Consider the following 25,696-nt stretch of genomic DNA (forward strand, 5'->3'; position numbering starts at 1 on the left):
GGGTGGCCGAACCCTGGGTACGGAGAGGCCGAGGGCGCGAGCGGAACCGTACGAGGAGCTGTACCAGGACACGGATGAGGCATAAGCAGGTAGGGCTGTACGACGGGACAGGGGCACCGGAGACCGTACGGAGGCGGGAGCACCGGAGCAGGGCACGGCACGCACCACGGACTGCGCGGAGGCACGTATGCGGCGGACGGATCCGGAAGGGCACGGCCCCGTCCGTTACGGCCCGCCCCTTCCCGGCCAGGGCCTGCCCGTGCTGCCGGAACTCCGCTCCGTGCTGGCCGCCGCCGCGGACCGCGCCGACGCCGAGCCCTCCGGCGGCGGCCCCGCCCTCCTCGACGCGGCCTGCACCTACTGGAGCCGGCGCGGACTGCCCACCGCGCACGACCGGGTGGCCGCCGCACCCGGCGCCCCCGCGCTGCTTCTCGCGCTGACCGGCGCGCTCGGCGGTGACGTCCTCGTGCCGCGTCCGTGCGCCGCGTGGTGGGCGCCGCAGGCACGCCTGCTGGGCAGATCCGTGTTCCATGTGGCGACACCCGCCGAGTGCGGCGGCATCCCGGACCCGTACGCCCTCCTGGAGACCGTCCGCAGAGTCCGCGCCGAGGGCGGTGAACCGCGCCTGCTCGTGCTCTCCGTGGCCGACGACCCCACCGCCACCGTCGCGCCGCCCGAGGTCGTCCACGAGACGGTCGAGGCCGCGATGGACGAGGGGCTGCACGTCGTCAGCGACGAGACCTGGCGCGACACCCTGCACCGGCCGCACGGCACGGTGCTGCTCAGCCCCGCCGAGATGCTCCCCGGCGAGGTCACCGTCGTCACGGACCTCGCGGGCGCCTTCCTGCCACAGGGCTGGCCGGCCGCCGTCGCCCGCTTCCCCGACAACGACTCCGGGGTCCGGTTGCGCGACCAGGTCCTCGACGTGCTGACCGTGCTCGGCGCGCGGGTCGCCGCACCGGTCGCCGCGGCGGCCGCGTACGCGCTCGGCGAGCCGGCCGGCATCACCGAACGGCTCACCGCCGCCGTACGCCTGCACGCGCACGTGGCCGCCGCCGCGCACCACGCGGTGGTCGGCGCGGGCGCCCTCGCGCGGCCCCCGCAGGCCGGGAGACATCTGTACGTGGACCTCGGCCCGCTCCGGTCCGCGCTCGGGGCGCACGGCGTGGGCGACGCCCAGGACTTGGAGGACTTCCTCACCGCCCGGCTCGGCATGCCCGCGCCGGGCGGGCACCGGTTCGGCGACGACCTCGCGGCGCTCCGGGTGCGCCTGGGCACGGGGCCGCTGCTCGGCGCGACGGACGAGGAGCGGGCGGAATGCCTCACGTCACCCTCGCCGCTGGAACTGCCGCATGTGCAACGCGCGTTGACCCTCTTGGGGTCGGCCTTCGACGATCTCCGCGACGACGCTCAGCGATGGGAGCCTCCTCGATGACGCAGCAGTCCGAGTCGACCACGAGCACGACGACCCAGGACGCCGACGATCCGGCGTCCTCTTCGAGCCCGGCGGCGACCGGGCACGCAACTCCCGCCATTCCTCTCGTCCCCACCGTTCCTCTCGTCCCCAACACTCCTCTCATTCCCGCCGGTCCCCTCGTTCCCGCCGGTCCGCTCGCCGAGCCCCGTCCGCTCGGCGAGCGGCGTAACTGGCCGCGGTCCTTCGTGGAACGGCTGACCGCGCCGCTGCCCGGACTGCGGGCCTTCGCCAGGTTCGCCCGCGAGGGCGCGCTGTGGCCGGGCGCCGAGGGACTCGCCGACATCCCGTCGCTGCCGTTCGAACCGGAGCCGTTGCCCCAGGTGGGCACGCGCACGGTCGCCGTCTCCTGGGCGGGGCACGCCAGTTGGGTGGTCCGGATGGGCGGGCTCACCGTCCTCACCGACCCGGTCTGGTCCCGCAAGATCCTCGGCACCCCGGCCCGGATCACACCGGTCGGCGTGGCCTGGAGCGCGCTGCCGCGCGTCGACGCGGTCGTCATCAGCCACAACCACTACGACCACCTGGACGCGCCGACCCTGCGCCGACTCCCGCGCGACACCCCGGTGTTCGTACCGGCCGGGCTCGGCCGCTGGTTCAGGCGCCGCCGGTTCACCCAGGTCACCGAGCTCGACTGGTGGGAGGCGGCCGAACTGCGCGGCGTCCGCTTCGACTTCGTCCCCGCGCACCACTGGTCCAAGCGCAGCCTCATCGACACCTGCCGCACCCTGTGGGGCGGATGGGTGCTGACGGCGCCCGACGGCCAGCGGCTCTATTTCGCGGGGGACACGGGGTACGGGCACTGGTTCGCCCGCATCGGCCGACGCTACCCGGGCATCGACCTCGCCCTCCTCCCCATCGGGGCGTACGACCCCCGGTGGTGGCTGAGTGACGTCCACTGCGATCCGGAGGAGGCGGTGCGGGCGGCCGCCGATCTGGGGGCGCGGCGGATGGCTCCCATGCACTGGGGGACGTTCGTGCTGTCGGCGGAGCCGGTGCTGGAACCGTTGGCGAGGGTGCGTGCCGCCTGGGAGCGGGCGGGGCTTGCTCGGGGGGATCTGTGGGATCTGCCGGTGGGGGGTTCTCGGGTTTTGGGGTGACTGCTGTGCGTGGGCGGCTGCGGGTCGTCCTGGGTTGCTCGCGCAGTTCCCCGCGCCCTTAACGGGGCGCGGTCCTGCGCACCTTGCGCCACAGGCTCGGCGTCACGCTGATCGCCAGGGTCAGGACCACCGCCGCGACCACGCCCTCCCACGGCTCGTCGAAGAGGGAGCCGCCGAGGATGCCGATGACCTGGTAGGTGGCCGCCCAGGCGAGGCAGGCGGGGACGTCGCCGCGGGCGAAGGTGCGCAGGGGCGTCTTCGCCAGGAGGCAGGCGAGCATGACCGGGATACGGCCGGCCGGGACGAGGCGGGACAGGACGAGGACCGCGATGCCGTGGTCGCGCAGCTTCTCCTGGGCCTGGGCGAGACGGTCCTCGGGGGCGCGGTCACGGAGGGTCTCCAGCCAGCGCGAGCCGTTCTTTGACCGCATACCGCGCTGGCCGAGCCAGTACAGCGTGATGTCGCCGAGGAACGCGGCGAGCGCCGCCGTCCCGAAGACCAGCAGCAGGGAGAACGGCGCCGACTGGTGAAAGGCCACCACGGCCGCCGAACTCACCAGGGCGCCCGTCGGCACGACCGGCACGAGCGAACCGATCAGCACCAGCAGGAAGAGGGACGGGTACCCGATCGCCTGCTGGGTGGACTCCGGCGGCACGGTCGTGGCCGCGACGGTCAGGAAGGTCACCGGGCGACCTCCGGCCGGGCGCCCGGGCCGTGCGCGGCGTCCGGTTCGGCGGACATGCTGGACGGGAAGGTCACTTCGCGACCTCCGGGCGTACGCTCTCGCCGTGTTCGAGGCGGTGGACCGCGACCTGGGGCGCGCGTTCGGCGGCGAGGCGTACGAACTCCTCGCCCGGCGCGTGGAATTCATGGGGGCGCACGGCGTCCATCCCGATCGGCCAGTACGTGCCGTAGTGCACCGGCACGGCGCTGCGCGGCATCAGCTGGGTGAGCGCCTGCGTGGCGCGCCCCGCGTCGAGGTGTCCCTCGCCCAGGTACGGTCCCCAGCCGCCCACCGGCAACAGCGCCACGTCGACCGGTCCGACCTCCTCCGCCATCGACGCGAACAGCCCGGTGTCCCCGGCGAAGTACGTGCGCGCCTCACCCTCGATGACATATCCGACGGCGGGGGAGCGGTGCGGTCCGACGGGCAGCCGCCGTCCGTCGTGCCGCGCCGGCACGGTGCGTACGACCAGGTCACCGACCTGGGTCCGGTCGCCCGGCGCCACCTCGATGAGCTGGAGATGGTCCAGCCTGCGCAGCCCGGGCACCGCGAGCGGCGCGCCCTTCGGCACGATCAGCCGGGTGCCGGGCGCGAGCCGCGCCAGCGACGGCAGATGCAGATGGTCGGCGTGCAGATGCGAGACGAGCGCCGCGTCGGCGACCGCCGCCCGGGGCGGGGGCGGCGCCCCGCGCCTGCGCCGGAGGTGCGCGAGCCGGCGCGCGAAGAGCGGGTCGGTGAGCAGGCGCATTCCGGAGTCCTCGACCGTGCAGGTGGCGTGCCCCCACCAGGTGATCTCCACCGGCACCTCTTTGCCTCCTTCGCGCGACTCCCCCCGAGCCTACGGGCAGGAGTAGGGTCGGCGGCGAAACCCGGAGGTGAGGGGGACGCCATGGGAGACGCGCGCGGTGCCTCCGGCATGCACGCCCTCAACTGCTCGCTCGACCAGAGCGGTCCGTCGTCGCGCCCCCCGTCGCTTCGTGTGACGGCGATCGCGAGCCTGACACCCCTGGAAGAACTGGAGGCTGATCCCTTCCTGGTCGACTCCCGCAGCCAGCACGCCATGTGCGCCCGCTGGGCCGCCGAACGCGGTTACGTGGTCACGCGGGAACTCCTCGTGCGCGGTCTGCGCCCCGACCACCGCACCCTGTGGGCGGACGTCGAGGCGGGCCTCGTCGATCTCTTCGTCGCCCCCAGCCGACGCGTGCTGGAACGCGCCCTCGCCTCGGTCGACGAGTTCACCGCCGAGTGCGTGCGCCGCGGCGTACGGGTCGAGACGGTCGGCTGCGCGGAACCGTCGTACGACGCCCAGATGAAGGCCCGGGTCCACCGCCGTCTGTCCATGCCGACGGCCGGGTACGACGGCCGCTGAGCCTCGCTCCGGCAACGGGTGACACACGGCTCCTTCCGCCCGTTGTGACAGGGTGGGAGCAGGCCTCGCGCACCGGGCGGGCCGGGACGTGAGGTGGACTGGGCGTGGGTGGAGGACGTTGGCGGCGGATCCTCAGCGGAGTGTGGCGGAGCATCACGGTGTGGGCCGTGTCCACGGTCACGATGCTCGTCCTCGCCGGCGTACTGCCCGACTTCCAGTTGCAGTCGGACGACGGGGACAGCGCCACGCAGATCGCCGTCACCGCGGCGGCGGCAGCGGGTGTCTTCGGTCTGCTGTCGTCGCTCGTGTGGCCCCTGCTGGTCAGGGCGTTGCTGCTGGTGCCGGCCCTGGTGCTCGGGCTGCTCGTCTTCTTCCTCAACGGGTCCCTGCTGCTGATCGCCCTGCGGATCACCCCCTCCGGGCAGAGTGAGGTCGCCCCCGAGACGGCCGTGGTCGTCGCCGCCGTGATGTCCGCCGTCGCCTCGGCCACCGGTGGTGCCCTCGCCGTGCGGGACGACGACGCGTACCGGCGCAGGCTGTACCGGCTCGCCGACCGGCGCCGCAGGCGCTCCGACGGACGGGCCGGGCCCGCGACCCCCGGCGCCGTCTTCCTCCAGCTCGACGGCGTGGGCCACGACGTCCTGGAGGGTGCCATTGCCAAGGGGCTGATGCCGACCGTGGCGGCCTGGCTCGGCGGCAGGCGTCCGACCCACCGGCTCACGCCCTGGCGCACCGACTGGTCCAGCCAGACCGGCGCCAGCCAGCTCGGCATCCTGCACGGCAGCAATCACGACGTCCCGGCCTTCCGCTGGTACGAGAAGGACAGCCAGGAGGTCATGGTCTGCAACCGGCCCACCAGTGCCGCCGAACTCCAGCGTCGCGCGATCGAGCACACCGGTGACGGCGGACTGCTCACCGTCGACGGCGCCAGCCGCGGCAACCTCTTCAGCGGCGGCGCCGACGAGCTGGCCCTCGTGCTGTCCATCGCCGCGAGGAGGGGGAAGGAGAACCGCTCGCGGGCGGGCTACTTCGCGTACTTCTCCGACCCCGCCAACGCCGTCCGCACGGCGATGTCCTTCGTCGCCGAGGTGCTGCGGGAGATGGGCCAGTCCACCTGGGCCCGCTTCAAGAAGCGCCGGCCACGCGTCAAGCGCGGCGGGCTCTACCCCTTCGTCCGCGCCTTCGCGACCGTCGTCGAGCGGGACGTCGTCGTCGCCGCGGTGATCGGCGACATGCTCGCCGGGCGCAACGCGGTCTACGCGGACCTGGTGGCGTACGACGAGGTGGCGCACCACTCCGGACCGTACAGCCGCGACGCCGAGAAGGTCCTGGAGCGCCTCGACCGCTCGCTCGCGCTGATCGCGAAGGTCGCCGAGCACGCCCCGCGGCCGTACCGGATCGTGCTGCTGTCGGACCACGGTCAGAGCCCCGGCGAGACCTTCCTGGCCCGCTACGGGCTCACCCTCGGCAATCTGGTCCGCGCGGGCTGCGGGCTGCCCGTGCCGCGCAGGGCGCAGCGCACGCACAGCGGTGCCGAGGCGCGGGCCGCCGTACGGGCCGCACTGCGCAGGCCGGTCGAGGAGGGCGGTGAGCGGCACCGCCCCTCGCGCGGCTCCGAGCCCATCGTGCTGGCCTCCGGCAACCTCGGCCTGGTCTCCTTCCCCGATGTGCCGCACCGGATGAGCCGCGAGGAGATCGACCGGCGCCACCCCGCGCTGCTGTCGACGCTCGCCAACCACCCCGGCGTCGGCTTCATCCTCGTGCGCAGCGAGGAGCACGGCGGCCTCGTGCTCGGTGCACAGGGCGCGGAGGTGCCGGTGGGCGAGCTCGACGACGAACACCCGGGCCCGCTCGCCGACTTCGGCCCCGGTGCCGCCGACGCCGTACGCCGCACTCACTCGTTCCCGCACGCCGCCGACATCATGGTCAACTCCTGGTACGACCCCAAAGAGGGCGAAGTCCTCGCCTTCGAGGAGCAGATCGGCTCGCACGGCGGACTCGGCGGGTCCCAGGCGCGGCCCTTCCTGCTCTCGCCGGTGGCGCTCTCGGTGCCGGCCGAGGACGGCACCGGACTCGTCGGCGCCGAGCAGATCCACCACGTACTGCGGCGATGGCTGCGCGAGTGCGACGGCCCCCAGGTACCGCTGGCGGCACGCCCGAACGAGCGTGCCGCCTGACGGACCGGCCCCCGGACTCCCGGGGTACGGCCTGGCCCCTGACTACCGGGCCAGTGGCGCGACCACCCAGCGACGCGTTTTGTACCTGCTGCCCTGCTGCCCGATCTCGATCAGCTTGCGGGCTGCGGGGTAGGCCTCGTTGCCCTCGATCTCGTAGCCGACCTGGAGCGTGCCCGGCACGTCCCGGATCTCCAGCCGCTCATGGATCTCGGCGGCGGAACGCTGCTCGTCGGAGCCCACCACGGCGAGATGCTGGACCAGCCTGAGCTGGGCGGCGGCCAGCGACTCGGCCGGGTCCCGCGGAAGCGGTGCCCCGGCGGCCCGCGTCCCCTGCCCGGAGGGCGGCGCGACCACGGAACTCGGCGTACGGGTCGAACCCGCCGCCTCCCTCGTCGACAGGTGCGCCTGGACGACCGTGCCGTCGTTGTCGAGCGCCACCCGGATCTCGCCGCGCCCGGGGGTGATGACGGGCACGCCGTCGAAGGTCTGACGGAACGTCACATGCGTCTGGAGCGACACCGGTTCGCCGAGCTGCGAGCCGTCCTTGCTGCCGGAGTTCTGCCACAGGTCGTGCACCGAGTCGACGATCAACTCGGCGCCGGCAGTTGCCTCGACGTGTTGTTCGGCGAAGGCCCGGGCCAACTCGACGGCCCGGCCGGTGTCCAGCTGATCGGTGTTGCGGTGATTGGCCTCGGCGAGCTTCACCCAGCGCGCGGCGAGCGGCGCTGTCGAGACGTACCGGTCACCGGAGTTGGCGCTCAGCACACCCTGCCGCTCGACCTGGACCTCCTGGAGCGCGGCGTCCGGGAAACTCGCCAGCTGCCCGAGCCGTGCCAGCTCGGCGCTCGGATCGCGCGGCGCCAGCTGAACGGTCTGCTCCGGTACGGCGGTCGCCGCCTCGCGCAGGCTGCTGCGGGCGTAGTACCAGCGCCAGGCGTACCAGGCGTCGGAGACGTGCTCGCGGACGAAGTTCCGTTCGGAGTTCAGGCGGCTCGTCGCCTCCGCCTGGGTCGGTCCGGTGGCGCAGACCGAGGACGCCTGACCTTGGTAGATGTCCCACGACGCGTTCAGCCAGGCGTCCGTGAACGTCTGCCCGGCCCGCCACTTCTCCCAGAACTTCTTGCCGTAGTCGGGGCTGTCGATGCTCGTCGTCTCGAAGCCGAAGATCATCCGTGAGCCGAGGTTGGGGCCCGCCCAGGTGCGGATCGGGGTGTGCCCTTCGAGGACGCGCACCGAGTTGCAGGTGGACCAGAAGACGTAGTTCGCCTTCTCGTTGCCGAACGCCATCCGGTTGGAGATCGCGTCACTGCGGCCGTCCCACACCGCGCCGAGCGGTGCGTAGAACACCCCGTTGCCGTCCATGCCGCCGTGCCCCGAGTGGTAGACGGCGACCACGGCGTCCACTCCGTAGCGGTCCTGCCAGTTGTCGTACGTCTCCTCGTACGCCCACACCTGCACGCCGCCGTCGGCGAACCAGAAGTTCCGGTCGTAGAACTGCTGGAGATAGGCGAGCCAGCCCGTGGCGTCCTCGTGCGTGTGCGAGAGCGGGTTCTGGTTCACGAACTTCTGGATGCTGAACGCACCCCACCAGCCGAACGTCGCATCCCGGTCGGCCGCACCGGGCTTGCCGGAATCCAGCGGTGACGGACCCCGGTCCGAATAGATCATGCGCATGGTCAAACCCCCTGATGGTTCACCTCGCCACGCTCCGTCCCAGAGGGGCGAGAGGCCTCAAACTGGCACCGCCGTGGGGGTTTGCCCAGCGCGTATACCGGCCAACGGGGCCGCGCCCCGGGCATGGCACGGCGCCCCACCGGTCGCTCGGGGACAACTGCTCCGGTGGTACGCGGGAAGTCCCGGGCGCCGGAAAATGGGCTGCGCCGAACGGACTTCGGTGCCCACACTGTTCGTATCGGACACCGCACACCTGCGGGCCCCTCTCGAACACCTCCAAGGAGCCGCTGCGTGCAGGCAGCCGTCACCGTCACTCCCGCCCGTATACCGGAGCTGCTGCTCGGTCTCGCGACCGTGCGGCCGGTCTTCATCTGGGGCGCCCCCGGCATCGGAAAGTCCTCCCTGGTAAGGGAGTTCGCCGAATCGCTGGGACTTGAGTGCGTGAGCCTGCTCGGCACCCAGCTCGCCCCCGAGGACCTCATCGGCGTTCCGCAGATCCGCGACGGCCGGTCCGTGTTCTGCCCGCCGGAGGCGATCGCCCGCGACGAGCCGTACTGCCTGTTCCTGGACGAGCTGAACGCGGCGACGCCGGATGTGCAGAAGGCCTTCTACTCGCTCATCCTGGACCGCCGCATCGGCAACTACGAGCTGCCGAAGGGCTCCATCGTGATCGGCGCGGGCAACCGTGCGACGGACAACGCGCTGGCGCGCCCGATCGCCTCGGCGCTGGTCAACCGTCTCGCGCACGTACACCTGGAGGCGTCCCCGAAGGACTGGCTCGTCTGGGCCGCTTCCAACGACATCCACCCCTGGGTCCTGGACCACCTCACCGACCGGCCCGACCACCTGTGGTCCAAGCCGCCGAAGACGGAGGAACCCTTCTCCACGCCCCGCTCCTGGCACATGCTCTCCGACGCGCTGCGCTCCTTCGGGCCGGCCCTCGACGAGGCGACCCTGGAGGTGATCGCGCACGGCACGCTGACGCCCGCGCACGCCGTGGCCTTCTGCGGTTACGTCAAGATCGTGCGGAGCCGGTTCGGTATCGAGGCCATCATCAAGGGCGACGCCCGCTGGCCCGGCCGCCCGGAGGACCGCGATCTGCTCTACTACCTCGCCGAGTCCTTCCGTGGCCGCCTCGTCAAAGAGCTGCCGGCCAGCAAGGAGCACCTCTCGGAGAACGGCCGCCAGACCGCGTTCCGCGCCAAGTCGCTGCTCGTCCAGCTTGCCGAGATCTCCGTCGAGGTCGCCCAGAGCGTGATCGCCGCCGACACCGACGGCAACCCCGTACTGCCCGCGTGGTTCCTGGTCGAGGCGGCACGGGACATGCCGCGGCTGGTGGAGGCGCGGCGATGAGCGGGGGGCTGCGCGCTCGTCCTCAAATGCCGGACAGGCTGATCCGGCCGTCCGTCGGAGCCCTGCGGTGAGCCGTCCCCGTAAGCCGGCGACAGCGGCCAAGCCGGATCCCGCCGCCGAGGCGTTCGCGGAGGGGATGCGGCTGGTGCGGGCCAATCGGGCGCTGGCCGCCATCGGGTTCAGCACCTGCCGGCAGGAGGACTGCGTCAGGGCGCCGCGCGCCGGTCTGGTGTGCGTCGACTCCGACGGCATCCTGCACGTCCATCCCACCCGCCGCGCGGAACCGGCCGCCTGGGCCTGGGCCATCGCGCACGCCGTGATTCATCTGGGCTTCGGGCACGTTCCCGCCGCGGTCGGCGAGCGCGTACAGCCCGACCGTTTCGACCTCGCCGCCCGCTGCGTCGTGGTCAACCGCTTCCTGCTCGGCTTCCCGATCGGGCTCACCCCCGAGGACCTGCCCGACTCCTACCCGGACGGCGACGAGGAACAGCTCGCCGCGCGCTGGCGCCGCGACGGCATCCCGCCCCGCTACGACCATTGCGGCACGGGACATGACGAGCCGGACCAGCTGCTGGTGCCGTGGAACACCTGGATCGGCGGCACCCCGCCCGACTGGCAGATCGCCTTCGCGCACGCCCTGACCCGCACCATGACCGCCGCGATGGACATGGCGGGCGGCCGCCGCGCGTCCATGCGCGGCGGACCCACCCGGCTGCAGCCCTGGGAGAAGGCGCTGAGCTGGTTCATCTCCTCCTACCCCCTGCTCGGCGGCGTCGCGGCCGGTATCACCCTTGTCGCCGACGCCGAACTCGCTCGCGCCCACGGCATCTCGATCGCGGCGGTCAACCCGGAGGCCGCCGAGATCTACGTCAACCCGCTGTGCCGGTTCGATGCCGAGGAATGGCGGTTCGTCCTCGCCCACGAGATGCTGCACGCCGCCCTGCGCCACGGCGACCGCTGCGGGACCCGCGACCCGTATCTCTTCAACGTCGCCGCCGACTACGTCATCAACGGCTGGCTGTGCGAGATGCAGGTCGGCACGATGCCCGAAGGGCTGCTGTACGACCCGGAGCTGAAGGACCTGTCGGCGGAGGAGGTCTACGACCGGATCGCCGGCGACCTGCGCCGGATGCGCCGCCTGTCCACGCTGCGCGGCAAGGGCGCGGGCGACATCCTCGGCGGCCCGCTCGGCTCGCCGCGCGACTATGTCGACCTCGACGAGTTCTACCGCCGGGGTCTCGGCCAGGGCCTCGACCTGCACCAGCAGCAGGAGCGCGGATTCCTGCCGGGCGGTCTGGTGGAGGAGATCCGCGCGCTCAGCCATCCTCCGCTGCCCTGGGACGCCCAACTCGCCCGCTGGTTCGACGAGTTCGTGCCCCGCCCCGAGCCCGTACGAACGTACGCGCGTCCGGCGCGCCGCCAGGCGGCGACCCCCGACATCCCGCGCGCGGGCCGCTACTTCCCGCCCGAGGAGATCGCCCGCTGCACCTTCGGCGTCGTCCTCGACACCTCCGGCTCCATGGACCGCACCCTGCTCGGCAAGGCACTGGGTGCCATCGCCTCGTACGCCGAGGCCCGCGACGTACCGGCCGCCCGCGTCGTCTTCTGCGACGCGGCCCCGCACGACGCGGGATATCTGCCGGTCACGGAGATCGCCGGACGCGTCCGTGTGCACGGACGCGGCGGTACGGTGCTGCAGCCCGGGATCGACCTGCTGCACCGCGCCGACGACTTCCCGCCCGGCGCGCCCGTCCTGGTGATCACGGACGGTTACTGCGATGTACTGCGGGTGCGGCGCGAGCACGCGTATCTGATCCCGCAGGACGCCCGGCTGCCGTTCACCGCGCGTGGGCCCGTCTTCCGGGTGCGGTGACCTGTCTTCGGGATGCCGTGACCTGTCTTCCGCGTGCGCCGGGCCAGGTTGTGATCGGATGGTGGGTACGGACCCCGAAAACGGGACCTCACTGAAGGGATTCACCGTGGCCACCACGCGCTCTGCACACACCGTCTGGGAAGGCAACCTGCTCGAGGGCAAGGGCGTCGTCACCTTCGACTCCTCCGGCGCCATCGCGCAGCAGCCGGTGACGTGGGCGTCGCGCGCCCAGGACGCGAACGGCAAGACCAGCCCCGAGGAGCTGATCGCCGCAGCCCACTCCAGCTGCTACTCCATGGCGTTCTCGCACGCCCTCGCGGGGGCCGGCACCCCGCCCACCAAGCTCGTCACCTCCGCCGATGTCTCCTTCCAGCCCGGCGAGGGCATCACCGGCATCCACCTCACCGTCGAGGCCACGGTGCCCGGCATCGACGAGGCCGCCTTCCAGGCGGCCGCCGAGGACGCCAAGAAGAACTGCCCGGTCAGCCAGGCGCTGACCGGCACGACGATCACCCTGACGGCGAAGCTCGCCTGACGCTCGTACGCCGATGCCGCGCTCTCCCCGAGGGGGCGCGGCATCGTCATGCGCGCTCCTGTACGCCACCCCGTCCCATTGACAACCAGCCACTCAAGATTTGTGCTGGAGATCGGGCAGAGCCCTGGCGGAAGGGGACGGACATGGCACGTGCGGTCGGGATCGACCTCGGTACGACGAACTCGGTGGTGGCCGTCCTGGAGGGCGGCGACCCCACCGTCGTCGCCAACGCCGAGGGTGCGCGCACCACGCCCTCCGTGGTGGCCTTCGCCAAGAACGGCGAGGTGCTCGTCGGCGAGGTCGCCAAGCGGCAGGCGGTGACGAACGTGGAGCGCACCGCGCGCTCCGTGAAGCGTCACATGGGGGACGTGACCTGGCGTTTTCCGGAGAAGGACGCCATCGACGGCACCCGCTACCGGGCCCAGGAGCTGTCCGCGCGGGTGCTGCAGAAGCTGAAGCGCGACGCGGAGGCCTACCTCGGCGAGGACGTCACGGACGCCGTGATCACTGTGCCCGCCTACTTCGACGACGCGCAGCGCCAGGCCACCAAGGAGGCGGGCGAGATCGCGGGCCTGAAGGTTCTGAGGATCATCAACGAGCCGACGGCCGCCGCGCTCGCGTACGGGCTCGACCGCGGCGAGGAGCAGACCGTCCTCGTCTTCGACCTGGGCGGCGGCACCTTCGACGTCTCGCTCCTGGAGATCGGCGACGGTGTCATCGAGGTCAAGGCCACCAACGGCGACACCCGGCTCGGTGGCGACGACTGGGACCAGCGGATCGTCGAGCACCTCGCCCAGCGGTTCAAGGCCTCGTACGGCATCGATCTCGGCCACGACAAGATGGCGCTGCAACGGCTGCGCGAGGGCGCCGAGAAAGCCAAGATCGAACTGTCCAGCGCCTCGGAGACCACCGTCAACCTGCCCTACGTCACGGCGACCGCCGAAGGCCCGCTGCACCTCGACGAGAAGCTGACGCGAGCTCAGTTCCAGGAACTCACTGCCGACTTGCTCGACCGCTGCAAGACCCCCTTCCACCAGGCGGTCAAGGACGCGGGCGTGAAGCTCTCCGCCGTCGACCACGTGATCCTGGTCGGCGGCTCCACGCGCATGCCCGCCGTCACCGACCTCGTGAAGGAACTCACCGGCAAGGACCCGCACAAGGGCGTCAACCCGGACGAGGTCGTGGCGCTCGGCGCGGCCCTCCAGGCGGGTGTCATCCGGGGAGACGTGAAGGACGTGCTGCTCCTCGACGTCACCCCGCTGTCCCTCGGCATCGAGACCAAGGGCGGCATCATGACCAAGCTCATCGAGCGCAACACCACGATCCCGACCCGGCGTTCGGAGATCTTCACGACCGCCGTGGACAACCAGCCGTCGGTCGGCATCCAGGTCTACCAGGGCGAGCGCGAGATCGCCGCCTACAACAAGAAGCTCGGCGTCTTCGACCTCACCGGACTGCCGCCCGCGCCGCGCGGGGTGCCGCAGATCGAGGTCGCCTTCGACATCGACGCCAACGGGATCATGCACGTCTCGGCGAAGGATCTCGCCACCGGACGTGAGCAGAAGATGACCGTGACCGGCGGCTCCGCGCTCCCCAAGAACGACATCGACCGCATGATGCGCGATGCCGAGCAGTACGCCGAGGAGGACCGGGAGCGCCGTGAGGCCGCGGAGACGCGCAACCAGGGCGAGCAACTCGTCTACCAGACGGAGAAGTTCGTCCGCGAGAACGAGCAGCGCATCCCGGCCGACACGAAGACGGAGGTCGAGTCCGCGGCAGCCGACCTGAAACGGCTCCTGGAGGACTCCTCCACCGACACGGCCGCCCTGCGCACCGGCATCGAGAAGCTGGCCACCGTCAGCCAGCGGATGGGGCAGGCGATGTACGCGCAGGCCCAGCAGACGCCCCCGGAGGACCAGCCGCCCACCGAGCAGGCCCCGGGCGACGAGGAGGGCGTGGTGGACGCCGAGATCGTCGACGAGGACAGGGGGCCCAAGGACGGCGGCACCGCCTGAAGGTCAGGCGTCCGTCTTCTCCCAGCCCCGCCGTGCCGGCCGCGCCCCGAGCTGCTTCGGGTCGCGGCCGCGGTAGACCACGTACGGGCGGAACAGATACTGCACCGGCGCGCTGAACATATGGACCAGCCGCGTGTACGACACCAGCGCGATCAGCGCCATGCCGATCACCGCGTGGATCCGGTAGAGCACCGGCACGCCCTCCATCAGCTCCGTCTTCGGCTGGAGCGTGAACAGACTGCGCGCCCAAGGGGCGATGGAATCACGGTAGTTGTAGCCGGCTCCGGTGGCGTGCGAGAGCTTGGCGACCATGCCCATCACGATCGCGCCGAGCAGCACGACATACATCAGCTTGTCGTTGACGGTCGTCGCCCGGAACACCGGTGAGTTCGTCCGTCTGCGGTAGATCAGCAGCAGGATGCCGGCCACGGTGAGGATTCCGGCCGCCGTGCCGCCGTACAGCGAGAACAGGTGGTACGTGTGCTCGCTGATCCCCAGGGAGTGGGTCCACGACTCCGGGACGAACAGGCCCACCAGATGGCCGACGAGCACGAAGAGGATGCCGTAGTGGAAGGCGGGCGAGGCGATGTTCAGCAGCTTCGACTCGTAGATCTGCGAGGAGCGCGTGGTCCAGCCGAACTTGTCGTAGCGGTAGCGCCAGACGAGGCCCGCGACGAGCAGCGCGAAGGCGATGTACGGCAGGGCGCCCCAGAGGAGGGTCGTCATGAGCGTTCTCCGATGACGGCGAGAGGTTCGTGGCCGAGGGCGCCGCTGGGTTCGACCCCGATGGCGCCGAAGGGTTCGAGGCCGACCTCTTCGCGCGGCGGCCCCGACCGGGCCAGGGCGAGCGCCTCGGCGCGGTCCTTGGGGGACGGGCCGGGAAGGGTGGCGCACACCGCGTCGAGGATCGTCGCGTACGGCGTGCCGAAGTCGGTGAGCGCGATCCGCAGCAACTCCAGGCCGCTGCGGTGCTCTTGGAGAAGTCCGGGTCCGGCGTGCGCGGAGAATTCGAGGACCGCCGGCAGGAAGTCCGGCAGCTCCTCGCCGGTGAACTCCAGGCCGTGCTCCCGGTACACCTCCTTGAACCGCACCAGCGACATCCCGCGCCGCCGGGTGTCCCCGTCGCGCCACCAGCTCAGATAGAGGCTGTGCCGGTTCTTGAAGTCGAAGACCTGGACGTAGTGCGCGGTGAGGTCCTGCGGGGGTTCGGTGTCCGCGTGTTCGAGGAACTCCCGTAGTTCCGGGGCGGCTTGACGCAGCAGCGGCAGCCGTTCGTAGAACTCCCCGTCCGGATAGCCGAGGCAGTACGCGGCGGCCTGATACAGCACGGCGTGCTCTTTCACGCGGACGTTCTCCCGCCGTGTCGTCATGTGTCCTCCCGGTCCGCCGTCTGCCGGTCCCGCAGGGCGTGGAAGTTCTCGATCGTCACGAGCGGCAGCTGTTTGCGGCCCGAGTCCTGGCCGAAGGGCCCGTCGCCGCCCATGCCGGGCCCGCCGTCGTAGTCGAGGCTGCACCCGTCGGGCAGCGCCGACTCCTCCAGACGCCTGGCGTCGCCGACGGCGGCCGTCGGAATGACGTACCGGTCCTCGTACTTGGCGATCGCCAGCAGCCGGTACATCTCCTCGATCTCGTCGGGCTTCATGCCGACGGACGTGGCGATCGACGCGTCGGGCGGCTCGCCGAGGTTGATGGCCCGCATGTGCGAGCGCATGGCGGCGAGTTTGCCGAGCGAGGCCCGCACCGGCTCGACATCGCCCGCTGTGAAGAGCTCCGCCAGGTATTCGAGCGGGATGCGGAGCGTGTCGATCGCGCCGAAGAGATTGTCCAGGTCCTCGCCGTCGTGCCCGGTCTCGGTCAGCGCGTCGACGACGGGGGACAGCGGCGGGATGTACCAGACCATCGGCATCGTGCGGTACTCCGGATGCAGGGGCAGCGCCACCTTGTACGTGCTGATCAGCGCGCGCACGGGGGAGCGGCGGGCCGCCTCCATCCAGTCGTACGGGATTCCGGCGTCCTCGGCGGCCCGTTGCACGGCGGGGTCGTCGGGGTCGAGGAAGACGTCCAACTGGGCTTCGTACAGGGCCTTTTCGTCCTGGGTGGACGCGGCGGCGGTCACCTTGTCCGCGTCGTACAGGATCACTCCGAGATAGCGCAGCCGTCCCACGCAGGTCTCGGAGCAGACGGTCGGGAGCCCGACCTCGACGCGCGGATAGCACAGCGTGCACTTCTCGGCCTTGCCGGTACGGTGGTTGAAGTACACCTTCTTGTACGGGCATCCGGTCACGCACATCCGCCAGCCCCGGCACTGGTCCTGGTCGACCAGGACGATGCCGTCCTCGGCCCGCTTGTACATGGCGCCCGACGGACAGGACGCCACGCACGCCGGGTTGAGACAGTGCTCGCAGATGCGCGGCAGATAGAACATGAAGGTCTGCTCGAAGGCGAACTGCACCTTCTCGGCGGCCTGTTGGCGTACCCGCTGGACCATGGGGTCCTGATCGCCGTGTTCCGGAGCGCCCGCCAGGTTGTCGTCCCAGTTCGAGGACCACTCGATCTTCATCGGCTTGCCGGTGAGCTGCGAGACGGGCCGTGCCACCGGGAAGTCGTCGCCGAGCGGGGCGTCGGTGAGGTTCTTGTAGTCGTACGTCCAGGGCTCGTAGTAGTCCTTGATCTCCGGGAGCCTGGGGTTGGAGAAGATCCCGGCGAGCTTGTGGAGCCGTCCGCCCGCCTTGAGCTTCAGCGCGCCGCGCCGGTTCAGTTCCCAGCCGCCCCGCCACTTCTCCTGGTCCTCGTAGCGGCGCGGATAGCCCTGTCCGGGGCGGGTCTCGACGTTGTTGAACCAGACGTACTCCATGCCGTCCCGGTTGGTCCACGCCTGCTTGCAGGTGACCGAACAGGTGTGACAGCCAATGCACTTGTCGAGATTCATGACCATGGCGATCTGGGCCATCGGGCGCATCAGTACTCGACCTCCTGACTGCGGCGCCGGATGACCGTCACCTCGTCGCGCTGGTTGCCCGTCGGGCCCAGGTAGTTGAAGGCCCACGACAACTGGGCGTAGCCGCCGATGAGATGGGACGGTTTGAGGATCAGCCGGGTCAGCGAGTTGTGGATGCCGCCGCGTCTTCCGGTGGTCTCCGTCTTGGGCACGCCCACCGTGCGCTCCTGGGCGTGGTGCATATAGACCGTGCCGGCGGGCATCCGGTGCGAGACGACGGCCCGGGCGACGACCACGCCGTTGCGGTTGACGGCCTCGATCCAGTCGTTGTCCTTCACCCCGATGGCGTCCGCGTCCTGCGGGGACATCCAGATGTTCTGGCCGCCGCGCGAGAGCGAGAGCATGAACAGGTTGTCCTGGTACTCGGAGTGGATCGACCACTTGTTGTGCGGGGTGAGATAACGGACCGTTACTTCCGTTTGTCCGTCGGACCCGAGGTGCGGCTCACCGAACAGCCGGTGCATGTCGAGCGGCGGCCGGTACACCGGCAGCGCCTCGCCCAGCTCATGGATCCAGTCGTGGTCGAGGAAGAAGTGCTGGCGCCCGGTGAGGGTGTGCCAGGGCTTGAGGTGCTCGGTGTTGAGGGTGAACGCCGTGTAGCGGCGGCCGCCCGACTCGCTGCCCGACCACTCCGGCGAGGTGATCACCGGCACCGGCGCGGCCTGGGTGTCCGCGTACGTGATCCGCTTGCCCTCGTGCTCGGCGGACAGATGCGCCATCTCCTGCCCCGTGCGGGCCTCCAGCGTGCGGAAGCCCTGCGTGGCCAGGCGCCCGTTGGTCGTCCCGGACAGCGCGAGGATCGTGTTCGCGGCCTTCACGGCGGTGTCGAGCGCCGGACGCCCGTCGGCGGGTCCGCCGCGTACGACACCGTTCAGCTCCTTGAGGTGCTCGACCTCCTCGTCCGGCCTGAGCGCGATGCCCTTGGCGGGCAGGCCCAGTTTCTCCACCAACGGCCCGAGCGCCGCGAACTTCGCCCCGACCGCCGTGTAGTCCCGCTCCACCACCGCCAGGTTCGGCAGCGTCTTCCCGGGCACGGGATCGCACTCGCCGCGCTTCCAGTCCAGCACCACCCCGCCCGGCTGCGCGGTCTCGCCGGGAGTGTCGTGCTGGAGCGCGGTGGCGACGAGGTCCTTGCGTACGCCGAGGTGGTCCACGGCGAGTTCGCTCAGCCGCTCGGCCAGCGCCTTGAACGTGTCGAAGTCGGTGCGCGCCTGCCACGGCGGGTCCACCGCCGGGGTGAAGGAGTGGACGTACGGATGCATGTCCGTGGTCGACAGGTCGTGCTTCTCGTACCAGGTCGCGGCGGGCAGCACGACGTCCGACAGAAGGGTGGAGGAGGTCTGCCGGAAGTCCAGGGAGAGCAGCAGGTCGAGCTTGCCCTCGGGGGCCTCCTCACGCCAGGTCACATCCCTCGGCCGGACCTCGGGCTCCGCCTCCTCGGCCCGCAGCGACGAATGGGTGCCCAGCAGGTGTTTGCTGAAGTACTCGGCGCCCTTCGCCGAGGAGCCGAGCAGGTTGGCGCGCCAAAGAGTCAGTACGCGCGGCCAGTTCTCGGGCGCGTCCGGGTCCTCACAGGCGAACTTCAGGGTGCCCGACCGGAGTTCGGCCACGACGTTCGCCACCGGATCACCGAAGACCTCGCCCAGCTTCAACGGATTGCGGTCGAAGGTCGGATACGACGGCATCCACCCCGAACGCGCCGACAGCGCCAGGCAGTCCGCGCCCGTCATCCCCTTGAACCGCCCCTCGCCGAGCGGTGAGGCGAGCACATCGGCCCCGAACTTGTCATAGCGCCACTGGTCGGTGTTGAGGAACCAGTACGCGGCACCGATCATCTGCCGCGGCGGCCGGCTCCAGTCGGCGGCGCCCGCCAGCGTGGCCCAGCCGGTGACCGGGCGGCACTTCTCCTGGCCGACGTAGTGCGCCCAGCCACCGCCGTTGCGGCCCTGGCAGCCGGTGAGCTGGAGCAGTGCGAGAAAGGCCCGGTAGATGGTCTCGGAGTGGAACCAGTGGTTGGTCCCCGCGCCCATCAGGATCATGCAGCGGCCCTGCGACTGCTCCGCCGTCCGCGCGAACTCCCTAGCGATCTTCACGCACTTGGCCGCCGGAACGGACGTGTGCACCTCCTGCCAGGCAGGCGTACCGGGCGCCTCGGAGTCCTTGTACGAGGAAGGCCACTGACCCGGCAGCCCCTCCCGCCCCACCCCGTACTGCGCGAGCAGCAGATCGAAGACCGTCGTGACCAGCGGGCCTTTCGCACCGCCGAGCTGTGTCGCCGGAACACCACGGTGCACGACGTCGCCGCGCCCCTGGCCGTGCTCGCCGCCCTCGGTGTCGAAGCGGGGGAGGAGCACCTCGACACCGCCGGCGGCCTCATGGCCGTACAGGCTCAAATGCGGCTGGATGGCGCCCAGTTCGAGGTTCCACTTGCCCTTGCCGGACTCGGTCCAGCGGAAGCCCAGCGAACCGTTCGGCACGACGGCCCGCCCGGTCACCGCGTCCAGGACCACCGTCTTCCAGGCGGCGCCCTCGCCGAACTTGCCCACATCGGTGGCCCGCAGGAACTTCGAGGGGACGTACGCGCCGTCCTTCTCCGTCAGGGTCACCAGGAACGGCAGATCGGTGAACTTCCTTACGTAGTCCGCGAAGAAGGGCGTCTCGCGGTCGACGAAGAACTCCTTGAGGACGACATGCCCCATCGCCAGCGCGAGCGCGCCGTCCGTGCCGGGGTGCGGATGCAGCCACTCGTCGGCGAACTTGGCGTTGTCCGCGTAGTCGGGGGCGACGACCACGACCTTCTGACCGCGATAGCGGGCCTCGGCCATCCAGTGGGCGTCGGGCGTGCGGGTCACCGGGACGTTGGAACCCCACATCATCAGATACGCGGCGTCCCACCAGTCGCCCGACTCCGGCACGTCGGTCTGGTCGCCGAAGACCTGCGGGGAGGCGACGGGCAGGTCGGCGTACCAGTCGTAGAAGGAGAGCATCGGCGCGCCGATGAGGCCCATGAAACGGGCTCCGGCGGCGTGCGACACCATCGACATCGCGGGGATGGGGGAGAACCCGGCGATGCGGTCGGGGCCGTACGTCTTGATCGTGTGGACATGGGCGGCGGCGACGATCTCGACCGCCTCGTCCCAGGAGGCGCGCACCAGACCGCCCTTGCCGCGGGCCCGCTGGTAGCGGCCGCGGCGCTCGGGGTCGGCCTGGATGTCCGCCCAGGCGAGCACGGGGTCCTGCAAACGGCCCCGCGCCTCCCGGTACATCTCCAGGAGGACCCCTCGGATGTACGGATAGCGCACCCGGGTCGGCGAGTACGTGTACCAGGAGAAGGCCGCGCCCCGAGGACAGCCGCGCGGCTCGTACTCGGGGCGGTCGGGGCCCACCGACGGATAGTCCGTCTGCTGGGTCTCCCACGTGATGATGCCGTCCTTGACGTACACCTTCCAGCGGCAGGAGCCGGTGCAGTTGACGCCGTGCGTCGAGTTCACGACCTTGTCGTGGCTCCAGCGGTCCCGGTAGAAGGAGTCCGCCTCACGGCCGCCGGTCAGCCGGACGCTGTGCAGATCGGGCGCTGCCGCACCGGGCCGGAAGTACCTCCCGGCGCGCAGCAGCGCGGCGCCCGGCTCGGTGGGCGGGATCCGGGTGTCGGTCACGTGCGCTCCCTTGCTTGCCCGTGCTCTCGAAGCTAGGGGCAAGCAGGGGAGCGCACCCGCTCACGGCACCCGTACGGGTCAGAGCTTGAGTCCGACCCCCGCGAACACCGGGACAGCCCCCTCCGCCTGGGCCGCCAGGTCCTCCGCCTCCGGACGCCACTCGGAGACCGCGACCACGCCGGGCTCCTGGAGCTCCAGGCCGTCGAAGAACCGTGAGAACTCGGCGTGCGTGCGCGGGAAGAAGGGAGTGCCACTGCGCCGGAACAGCTCGGCGGCCTTCGCGACGCCCTCGGGACTGATGTCGGAGGTCACCTGGGACAGCACCACCTGGCTGCCGGGGGCGAGCGCCTCGACGTACCGCTTGATCAGGCCGTACACATCGTCGCCGTCCGTGGCGTCACCCAGGTAGTGGGTGAGCGCGACCAGCGACAGGGCGACCGGCCGGGTGAGGTCCAGGGAGGCGGCGGCCAGCCGCAGGATGGTCTCGGGGTCGCGGACATCGGCGTGTACGTAGTCGGTGCTGCCCTCGGCGGAGCCGTGCAGCAGCGCCTCCGCGTGCCGCAGGACGATCGGGTCGTTGTCCGCGTACACGACCTTGGCATCCGGTGCGACCTGCTGGGCCACCTGGTGCAGATTGGGCTCGGTCGGGATGCCCGTACCGATGTCCAGGAACTGGCGTATCCCCGCCTGCGCGGCGGTCCGCGTCGCACGGTGCATGAAGCGGCGGTTGGCGCGCGCCCCGCGCACCGCCGTTCCGTCCGCGGCGAGGATCTTGCGGGCCAGCTCCTCGTCGACCGGGTAGTTGTCCTTGCCGCCCAGCCACCAGTCGTAGACGCGGGCGGGATGGGGACGACTGGTGTCGATACGGGTGGGCGCGGCTTCACTGCCGGTCATGCGCGTGCTCCTCGGTCGTGTTCGGACGGCGTGTATCGGACGGCGTGTGCGGGCGGCCTCTCAGAAGTTCTCGCGGAACTCCCGGAGGATCTCTTTGGTGCGCTGGGCGGAGGCCGCGTGGGCCGACATGTGGTCGAGGACCTCCAGATGCAGGGCGACCTCGGCGCGCGAGTCGAGATACAGGGCACCGGTCACGTACTCGCTGTAGACCATGTCCGGCAGCTCGGGCTCCGCGAAGCGGAACAGCGCGAAGGACGTGTACGTCCCCGGGTGCGGGCCGTTCGCGTACTCGGCGACCTGGAGGGTGATGTGATCGTGCTCGCTCGCTTCGAGGAGCCGGTCGATCTGGTCGCGCATGACCGAGGCGTGGATGCTGACGGGCCGGCGCAGCACCGTCTCGTCCATGATCACCCAGAGGTGCGGCGGGTTCTCGCGGGCGAGCAGCTTCTGCCGGCTCATCCGCAGCGCCACATGACGCTCGATGGCCTCGGGACCGGTCTGCCCGACCGTCCCGGCCTCCAGCACGGCCCGCGCGTAGTCCTCGGTCTGCAGCAGCCCGGGCATGAAGTGCGGCTCGTACGAGCGGATCATCCGGGCGGCGCCCTCCAGGCTGACGTGCATGCTGAACCACTCCGGCAGCACGTCGTGGAACCGCTGCCACCAGCCCGGCTGGTTCGCCTCCTCGGCCAGCGCGACGAAGAAGCCCACCTCGTCGTCGGCCACGCCGTACGTCGTCAACAGCACCTGCACGTACGGGATCTTGAGGGCGACCTCGGCCATCTCCATGCGCCGCACGGTCGCCGGGGCGACCCGCAGCACACGGGCCGCCTCCTCCCGCTTCAGCCCCGCGGCCTCCCGCAACTCCTGAAGCCGCCGCCCGAGCACCACCTGCCCCACGGTGGGCGCAGCCCGCCGCTCACTCACGCCACGCCTCCCCACGCGCCGAAGTACCCGAGCAGTGTGTCATGCCCACCCACAACCCTCACAGGATCCGCCGAGCCGCATTCACCCCGGACGTATCCCGGACGTATCCCGCACGATGATTGACGTTCCCTCAGGAGAGCAGTGACTGAAGGTACTTGACCGTCGCCGGGTCCGCGGGGAGGAACGTCTCGATGGCCAGCTCGGCCACCGTCACGTCCATCGGGGTGTTGAAGGTCGAGATCGACGAGATGAACGACAGGACCCGGCCTTCATGCTCGATCTGCATCGGAAGCGCGAAGTAGGGGACAGGGCCGGGGAGTTCGTCGCCCTCGGCCGGGTCCGCGTCCGGGACCGGATACGCCGCGACCTCCTCGTACAGGGCGCGCAGCGGCTCCGAGCGGCGCAGTGCGATCTGACGGTCCATCTGGGCGAGCAGATGGTCCCGCCACGCGCGCAGGTTGCGGATGCGCGGCGCCAGACCCTCCGGGTGGAGAGTGAGCCGCATGGCGTTCAGCGGCGGCGCGAGCAGCGACTCGGGGATGCCGTCCAGCAGCATGGCGATGCCCCGGTTCGCGGCGAGGACGTTGTACGTGGCGTCGACCACCAGCGCCGGGTAGGGCTCGTAGCCCTGGATCAGGCGCTCCATGCCCTCGCGCAGGGCGTCCATCGACGGGTCGTCGAGCGGGGTCTCCTTGAAGTGCGGCGCGTAACCGGCCGCGAGCAGCAGCGCGTTGCGTTCCCGGACGGGTACATCGAGGTGTTCGGCGAGGCGCAGCACCATCTCCTCGCTGGGGCGGGAGCGGCCCGTCTCGATGAAGCTGATGTGCCGGGCCGAGGAGTCCGCCCGCAGCGCCAGCTCCAACTGACTCACCCGCCGCTGCTCCCGCCAGCCACGCAGCAGCGGACCGATCCCTTCGCCGACACCGTCGCCGGGACCTTTACCGGCTCCCTTGCGGGCGGGGGCAGTTGAGGGTGCGGCGGCTCCGGACGCGACAATCGTCATACGACGACGGTAGTCGAGGAGCGGTGACGACGGTCTGGCGGCGGTCACCGAGGTCGAGGAGCGGCGAGTGAACGACGTATGGAGCCGACGCCTGGGCTGGGAGGCCGAGGCGGTCTACCGCGCACGGGTACGCGGCTGTCTGCTGGGCGGGGCGATCGGGGACGCGCTCGGCTATCCGATCGAGTTCGACTCCCTGGACCGGATCCGCGCCGCGCACGGACCCCGGGGCGTGACCGGGCTGGTGCCCGACGGCGACGGAGTCGTGGGGCGCGTCAGCGATGACACACAGATGACGCTGTTCACGGTGGAAGGGCTCGGGCAGGCCCACGCGCGAGAACGCCGCAAGGGCATCGGCGGCGGGGCACCGCGACTGGTGCGCTGGGCGTACGAGCGGTGGCTGGAGACACAGCGGAAGCCGGGGCCCGGGGTGAGCGCGACGGCCGCGGCGCCCGCCGGCGCACCGGCCCACAATTCTGGCGCCTACGCCGGGCCCACCGGCGCACCGGCCCACGATTCCGGCACCTACGCCGGGCCCACTGGCGGTCTCGCGGCCCAGGCCTGGCTGTACGCCCGCCGCGCTCCCGGCAACGCCTGCCTCTCCGGGCTCGAACGGGACCACGTCCCCGACCCCATGCTGGCACTCGGCCCTCCGGGAGCGGTGAACCCTGACTCCAAGGGCTGCGGTGGGGTGATGCGCTCGGCACCCTTCGGGCTCGCCCCCGCCTCGGAGGACTTCGCGTTCGGGCTCGCCGCGCGGTGCGCCCAGATGACCCACGGCCATCCCACCGGGTACTACGCGGCCGGAGCGCTGGCCGCGATGGTCGTTCACCTGGTCGCCGGGGAGTCCGTCGAGAGCGCCGTACTGCGGGCTCTGCGGCTGCTCGCCCGGTACCCCGGGCACGAGGAGACCGCCGTCGCGCTGCGGCGGGCCCTGGACCTCGCCGACGAGGGTGACCCGAGCGCCGAGAAGGTGGAGCGCCTCGGTGCCGGCTGGATCGCCGAGGAGGCCCTGGCCATCGCGGTCTACTGTGCCCTCGCCGGGCCCCGCGTGACCGACGCCCTCCTCCTCTCCGTCAATCACTCCGGCGACAGCGACTCGACCGGGGCCATCTGCGGCAACCTTCTGGGGGCGCGGTATGGCGACCATGGGCTGCCGTGGGAGTGGCTGGAGCGGGTGGAGGGGCGTGCGCAGATCGCTGCGCTGGCGGATGACTTCGCGACGGAGTGCGCGCGCCGGTGACCACAGGGTTTTCCTCGCCCCCGCCGCCCCTACCCGTCCCATCCCCAGGGGCTCTGCCCCTTCGACCCCGTTCGGTGGTGTGTCGGGTGCGGGTGGGTGGTGGAGCGCCTAAAAGATTGCGCAGTTCCCCGCGCCCCTTTTAGGGGCGCGGGGAACTGCGCGAACGGCCCCCACCGGCCCGCAGCCGACTGTTAAGGGGCGCGGGGAACTGCGCAATCTTTTGGGGGTCTGGGGGCGGAGCCCCCGGGGATGGGACGGGTAGGGGCGGCGGGGGCGAAGAGACCGGTGTGGGGCCGGGTTGCAGGGACTGTGGGACGCTGAGGAACAGCCCCACGCGCACCGCCACGCGCATCTTCACCGGACGAAAGGAGCGAGGTCATGGCCGTCGAACCGTTGTCGCAGAAGGAGATCGAGGACCGGCTCGCGGAGCTGCCGGGCTGGTCGGTGGACGGCGACCGACTCGCCCGCTCCTACCGGCTCGGCTCACACTTCGCGGCGGCCGCGATGGTCGTCCACATCGCCCAGGTCCAGGAGAAACTGGACCACCACTCGGACCTCACGCTCGGTTACAACACCGTCTCCCTCACGGTGAACACGCACAGCGTCGGCGGCGCCATCACCGAACTCGACTTCAACCTCGCCCGCAAGGTGGAGGAACTCGCCCCGGGACACGGGGCACGCTGACCC

20 protein-coding genes are annotated in these 25,696 nt (G+C 71.1%); 10 read left to right on the plus strand and 10 right to left on the minus strand.

The window, feature by feature from the left end; genetic code table 11:
• Nucleotides 1-187 precede the first annotated feature (187 nt).
• Together OG975_RS39890 and OG975_RS39895 are read left to right on the plus strand one after the other, a co-directional pair.
• A complete protein-coding gene (locus OG975_RS39890; RefSeq protein WP_406334427.1) occupies nucleotides 188-1,435 on the plus strand; it encodes an aminotransferase class I/II-fold pyridoxal phosphate-dependent enzyme in 1,248 nt (415 codons plus the stop codon).
• Entirely contained in the window at nucleotides 1,432-2,574 is a 1,143-nt protein-coding gene (locus OG975_RS39895) for an MBL fold metallo-hydrolase (protein ID WP_406334429.1), read from the plus strand. The genes OG975_RS39890 and OG975_RS39895 overlap by 4 nt, the downstream gene beginning before the upstream one ends.
• Before the next feature lie 58 nt (nucleotides 2,575-2,632).
• On the opposite strand, the gene OG975_RS39900 is transcribed toward OG975_RS39895, so the two are convergent.
• Nucleotides 2,633-3,259 carry a DedA family protein gene (locus OG975_RS39900; RefSeq protein ID WP_406334430.1) on the minus strand — a complete coding sequence of 209 codons (627 nt, stop codon included), beginning with the start codon at nucleotides 3,257-3,259 and terminating at the stop codon, nucleotides 2,633-2,635.
• A gap of 70 nt (nucleotides 3,260-3,329) precedes the next feature.
• On the minus strand, nucleotides 3,330-4,103 hold the full coding sequence (locus OG975_RS39905) for an MBL fold metallo-hydrolase (protein WP_406334432.1): 774 nt from the start codon (nucleotides 4,101-4,103) through the stop codon (nucleotides 3,330-3,332).
• Between the two features lie 111 nt (nucleotides 4,104-4,214).
• On the opposite strand from OG975_RS39905, the gene OG975_RS39910 reads away from it, so the two are divergent.
• Together OG975_RS39910 and OG975_RS39915 are read left to right on the plus strand one after the other, a co-directional pair.
• Nucleotides 4,215-4,667, plus strand: coding sequence for a hypothetical protein (locus OG975_RS39910; protein ID WP_406336681.1), 453 nt, complete (start codon nucleotides 4,215-4,217; stop codon nucleotides 4,665-4,667).
• 104 nt (nucleotides 4,668-4,771) lie between these two features.
• The gene (locus OG975_RS39915; protein ID WP_406334433.1) at nucleotides 4,772-6,844 is read left to right on the plus strand and encodes a phage holin family protein; all 2,073 of its coding nucleotides are present in this window, start codon (nucleotides 4,772-4,774) and stop codon (nucleotides 6,842-6,844) included.
• A gap of 42 nt (nucleotides 6,845-6,886) precedes the next feature.
• On the opposite strand, the gene OG975_RS39920 is transcribed toward OG975_RS39915, so the two are convergent.
• Nucleotides 6,887-8,518, minus strand: coding sequence for a DUF6345 domain-containing protein (locus tag OG975_RS39920; RefSeq protein WP_406334434.1), 1,632 nt, complete (start codon nucleotides 8,516-8,518; stop codon nucleotides 6,887-6,889).
• 291 nt (nucleotides 8,519-8,809) lie between these two features.
• Here OG975_RS39920 and OG975_RS39925 point away from each other — a divergent pair, with 291 nt between their 5' ends.
• The 4 genes from OG975_RS39925 to dnaK all read left to right on the plus strand — a co-directional run bounded on the left by OG975_RS39925 (nucleotide 8,810) and on the right by dnaK (nucleotide 14,294).
• Nucleotides 8,810-9,871: an ATP-binding protein gene (locus OG975_RS39925; protein WP_406334435.1), complete on the plus strand. Its 1,062-nt coding sequence runs from the start codon at nucleotides 8,810-8,812 to the stop codon at nucleotides 9,869-9,871.
• Between the two features lie 136 nt (nucleotides 9,872-10,007).
• Nucleotides 10,008-11,744 (plus strand): DUF2201 family putative metallopeptidase, encoded by a 1,737-nt coding sequence (locus OG975_RS39930; protein WP_406336683.1) that lies wholly within the window; start codon nucleotides 10,008-10,010, stop codon nucleotides 11,742-11,744.
• 106 nt (nucleotides 11,745-11,850) lie between these two features.
• Entirely contained in the window at nucleotides 11,851-12,279 is a 429-nt protein-coding gene (locus OG975_RS39935; protein WP_406334436.1) for an OsmC family peroxiredoxin, read from the plus strand.
• 143 nt (nucleotides 12,280-12,422) lie between these two features.
• Nucleotides 12,423-14,294, plus strand: a complete 1,872-nt coding sequence (gene dnaK / locus OG975_RS39940; RefSeq protein ID WP_406334437.1) for a molecular chaperone DnaK — start codon at nucleotides 12,423-12,425, stop codon at nucleotides 14,292-14,294.
• Between the two features lie 3 nt (nucleotides 14,295-14,297).
• Here dnaK and narI read toward each other — a convergent pair whose 3' ends face one another.
• From narI to OG975_RS39975, 7 genes are all read right to left on the minus strand, one after another.
• Nucleotides 14,298-15,020 (minus strand): respiratory nitrate reductase subunit gamma, encoded by a 723-nt coding sequence (gene narI, locus OG975_RS39945; protein WP_406334438.1) that lies wholly within the window; start codon nucleotides 15,018-15,020, stop codon nucleotides 14,298-14,300.
• A complete protein-coding gene (gene narJ, locus OG975_RS39950; RefSeq protein WP_406334439.1) occupies nucleotides 15,017-15,664 on the minus strand; it encodes a nitrate reductase molybdenum cofactor assembly chaperone in 648 nt (215 codons plus the stop codon). The genes narI and narJ overlap by 4 nt, the downstream gene beginning before the upstream one ends.
• Nucleotides 15,661-17,253 (minus strand): nitrate reductase subunit beta, encoded by a 1,593-nt coding sequence (gene narH / locus OG975_RS39955; RefSeq protein ID WP_406334440.1) that lies wholly within the window; start codon nucleotides 17,251-17,253, stop codon nucleotides 15,661-15,663. The genes narJ and narH overlap by 4 nt, the downstream gene beginning before the upstream one ends.
• Nucleotides 17,253-20,948, minus strand: coding sequence for a nitrate reductase subunit alpha (locus tag OG975_RS39960; RefSeq protein WP_406334441.1), 3,696 nt, complete (start codon nucleotides 20,946-20,948; stop codon nucleotides 17,253-17,255). The genes narH and OG975_RS39960 overlap by 1 nt, the downstream gene beginning before the upstream one ends.
• A 78-nt stretch (nucleotides 20,949-21,026) precedes the next feature.
• On the minus strand, nucleotides 21,027-21,842 hold the full coding sequence (locus tag OG975_RS39965) for an SAM-dependent methyltransferase (RefSeq protein ID WP_406334442.1): 816 nt from the start codon (nucleotides 21,840-21,842) through the stop codon (nucleotides 21,027-21,029).
• A 60-nt stretch (nucleotides 21,843-21,902) separates the two neighbouring features.
• Complete coding sequence (locus OG975_RS39970) at nucleotides 21,903-22,766, minus strand: helix-turn-helix domain-containing protein (protein ID WP_406334443.1); 864 nt, start codon at nucleotides 22,764-22,766, stop codon at nucleotides 21,903-21,905.
• A gap of 130 nt (nucleotides 22,767-22,896) precedes the next feature.
• Nucleotides 22,897-23,769, minus strand: coding sequence for a helix-turn-helix domain-containing protein (locus OG975_RS39975; RefSeq protein ID WP_406334444.1), 873 nt, complete (start codon nucleotides 23,767-23,769; stop codon nucleotides 22,897-22,899).
• Between the two features lie 67 nt (nucleotides 23,770-23,836).
• On the opposite strand from OG975_RS39975, the gene OG975_RS39980 reads away from it, so the two are divergent.
• A complete protein-coding gene (locus tag OG975_RS39980; RefSeq protein WP_406334445.1) occupies nucleotides 23,837-25,009 on the plus strand; it encodes an ADP-ribosylglycohydrolase family protein in 1,173 nt (390 codons plus the stop codon).
• 378 nt (nucleotides 25,010-25,387) lie between these two features.
• Entirely contained in the window at nucleotides 25,388-25,693 is a 306-nt protein-coding gene (locus OG975_RS39985; RefSeq protein WP_406334446.1) for a 4a-hydroxytetrahydrobiopterin dehydratase, read from the plus strand.
• Nucleotides 25,694-25,696 lie beyond the last annotated feature (3 nt).

Origin of the sequence: Streptomyces sp. NBC_00203 (assembly GCF_045206325.1) — a bacterium.
GTDB lineage: Bacteria > Actinomycetota > Actinomycetes > Streptomycetales > Streptomycetaceae > Streptomyces > Streptomyces lutosisoli.

Coding starts and splice junctions, on each gene's coding strand:
- narH (WP_406334440.1), bottom strand. CDS start 17,253: ATGCGCCCGATGGCCCAGATCGCCATGGTCATGAATCTCGACAAGTGC.
- OG975_RS39895 (WP_406334429.1), top strand. CDS start 1,432: ATGACGCAGCAGTCCGAGTCGACCACGAGCACGACGACCCAGGACGCC.
- OG975_RS39975 (WP_406334444.1), bottom strand. CDS start 23,769: ATGACGATTGTCGCGTCCGGAGCCGCCGCACCCTCAACTGCCCCCGCC.
- OG975_RS39930 (WP_406336683.1), top strand. CDS start 10,008: ATGCGGCTGGTGCGGGCCAATCGGGCGCTGGCCGCCATCGGGTTCAGC.
- OG975_RS39965 (WP_406334442.1), bottom strand. CDS start 21,842: ATGACCGGCAGTGAAGCCGCGCCCACCCGTATCGACACCAGTCGTCCC.
- OG975_RS39985 (WP_406334446.1), top strand. CDS start 25,388: ATGGCCGTCGAACCGTTGTCGCAGAAGGAGATCGAGGACCGGCTCGCG.
- OG975_RS39920 (WP_406334434.1), bottom strand. CDS start 8,518: ATGCGCATGATCTATTCGGACCGGGGTCCGTCACCGCTGGATTCCGGC.
- narJ (WP_406334439.1), bottom strand. CDS start 15,664: ATGACGACACGGCGGGAGAACGTCCGCGTGAAAGAGCACGCCGTGCTG.
- OG975_RS39910 (WP_406336681.1), top strand. CDS start 4,215: ATGCACGCCCTCAACTGCTCGCTCGACCAGAGCGGTCCGTCGTCGCGC.
- OG975_RS39890 (WP_406334427.1), top strand. CDS start 188: ATGCGGCGGACGGATCCGGAAGGGCACGGCCCCGTCCGTTACGGCCCG.
- dnaK (WP_406334437.1), top strand. CDS start 12,423: ATGGCACGTGCGGTCGGGATCGACCTCGGTACGACGAACTCGGTGGTG.
- narI (WP_406334438.1), bottom strand. CDS start 15,020: ATGACGACCCTCCTCTGGGGCGCCCTGCCGTACATCGCCTTCGCGCTG.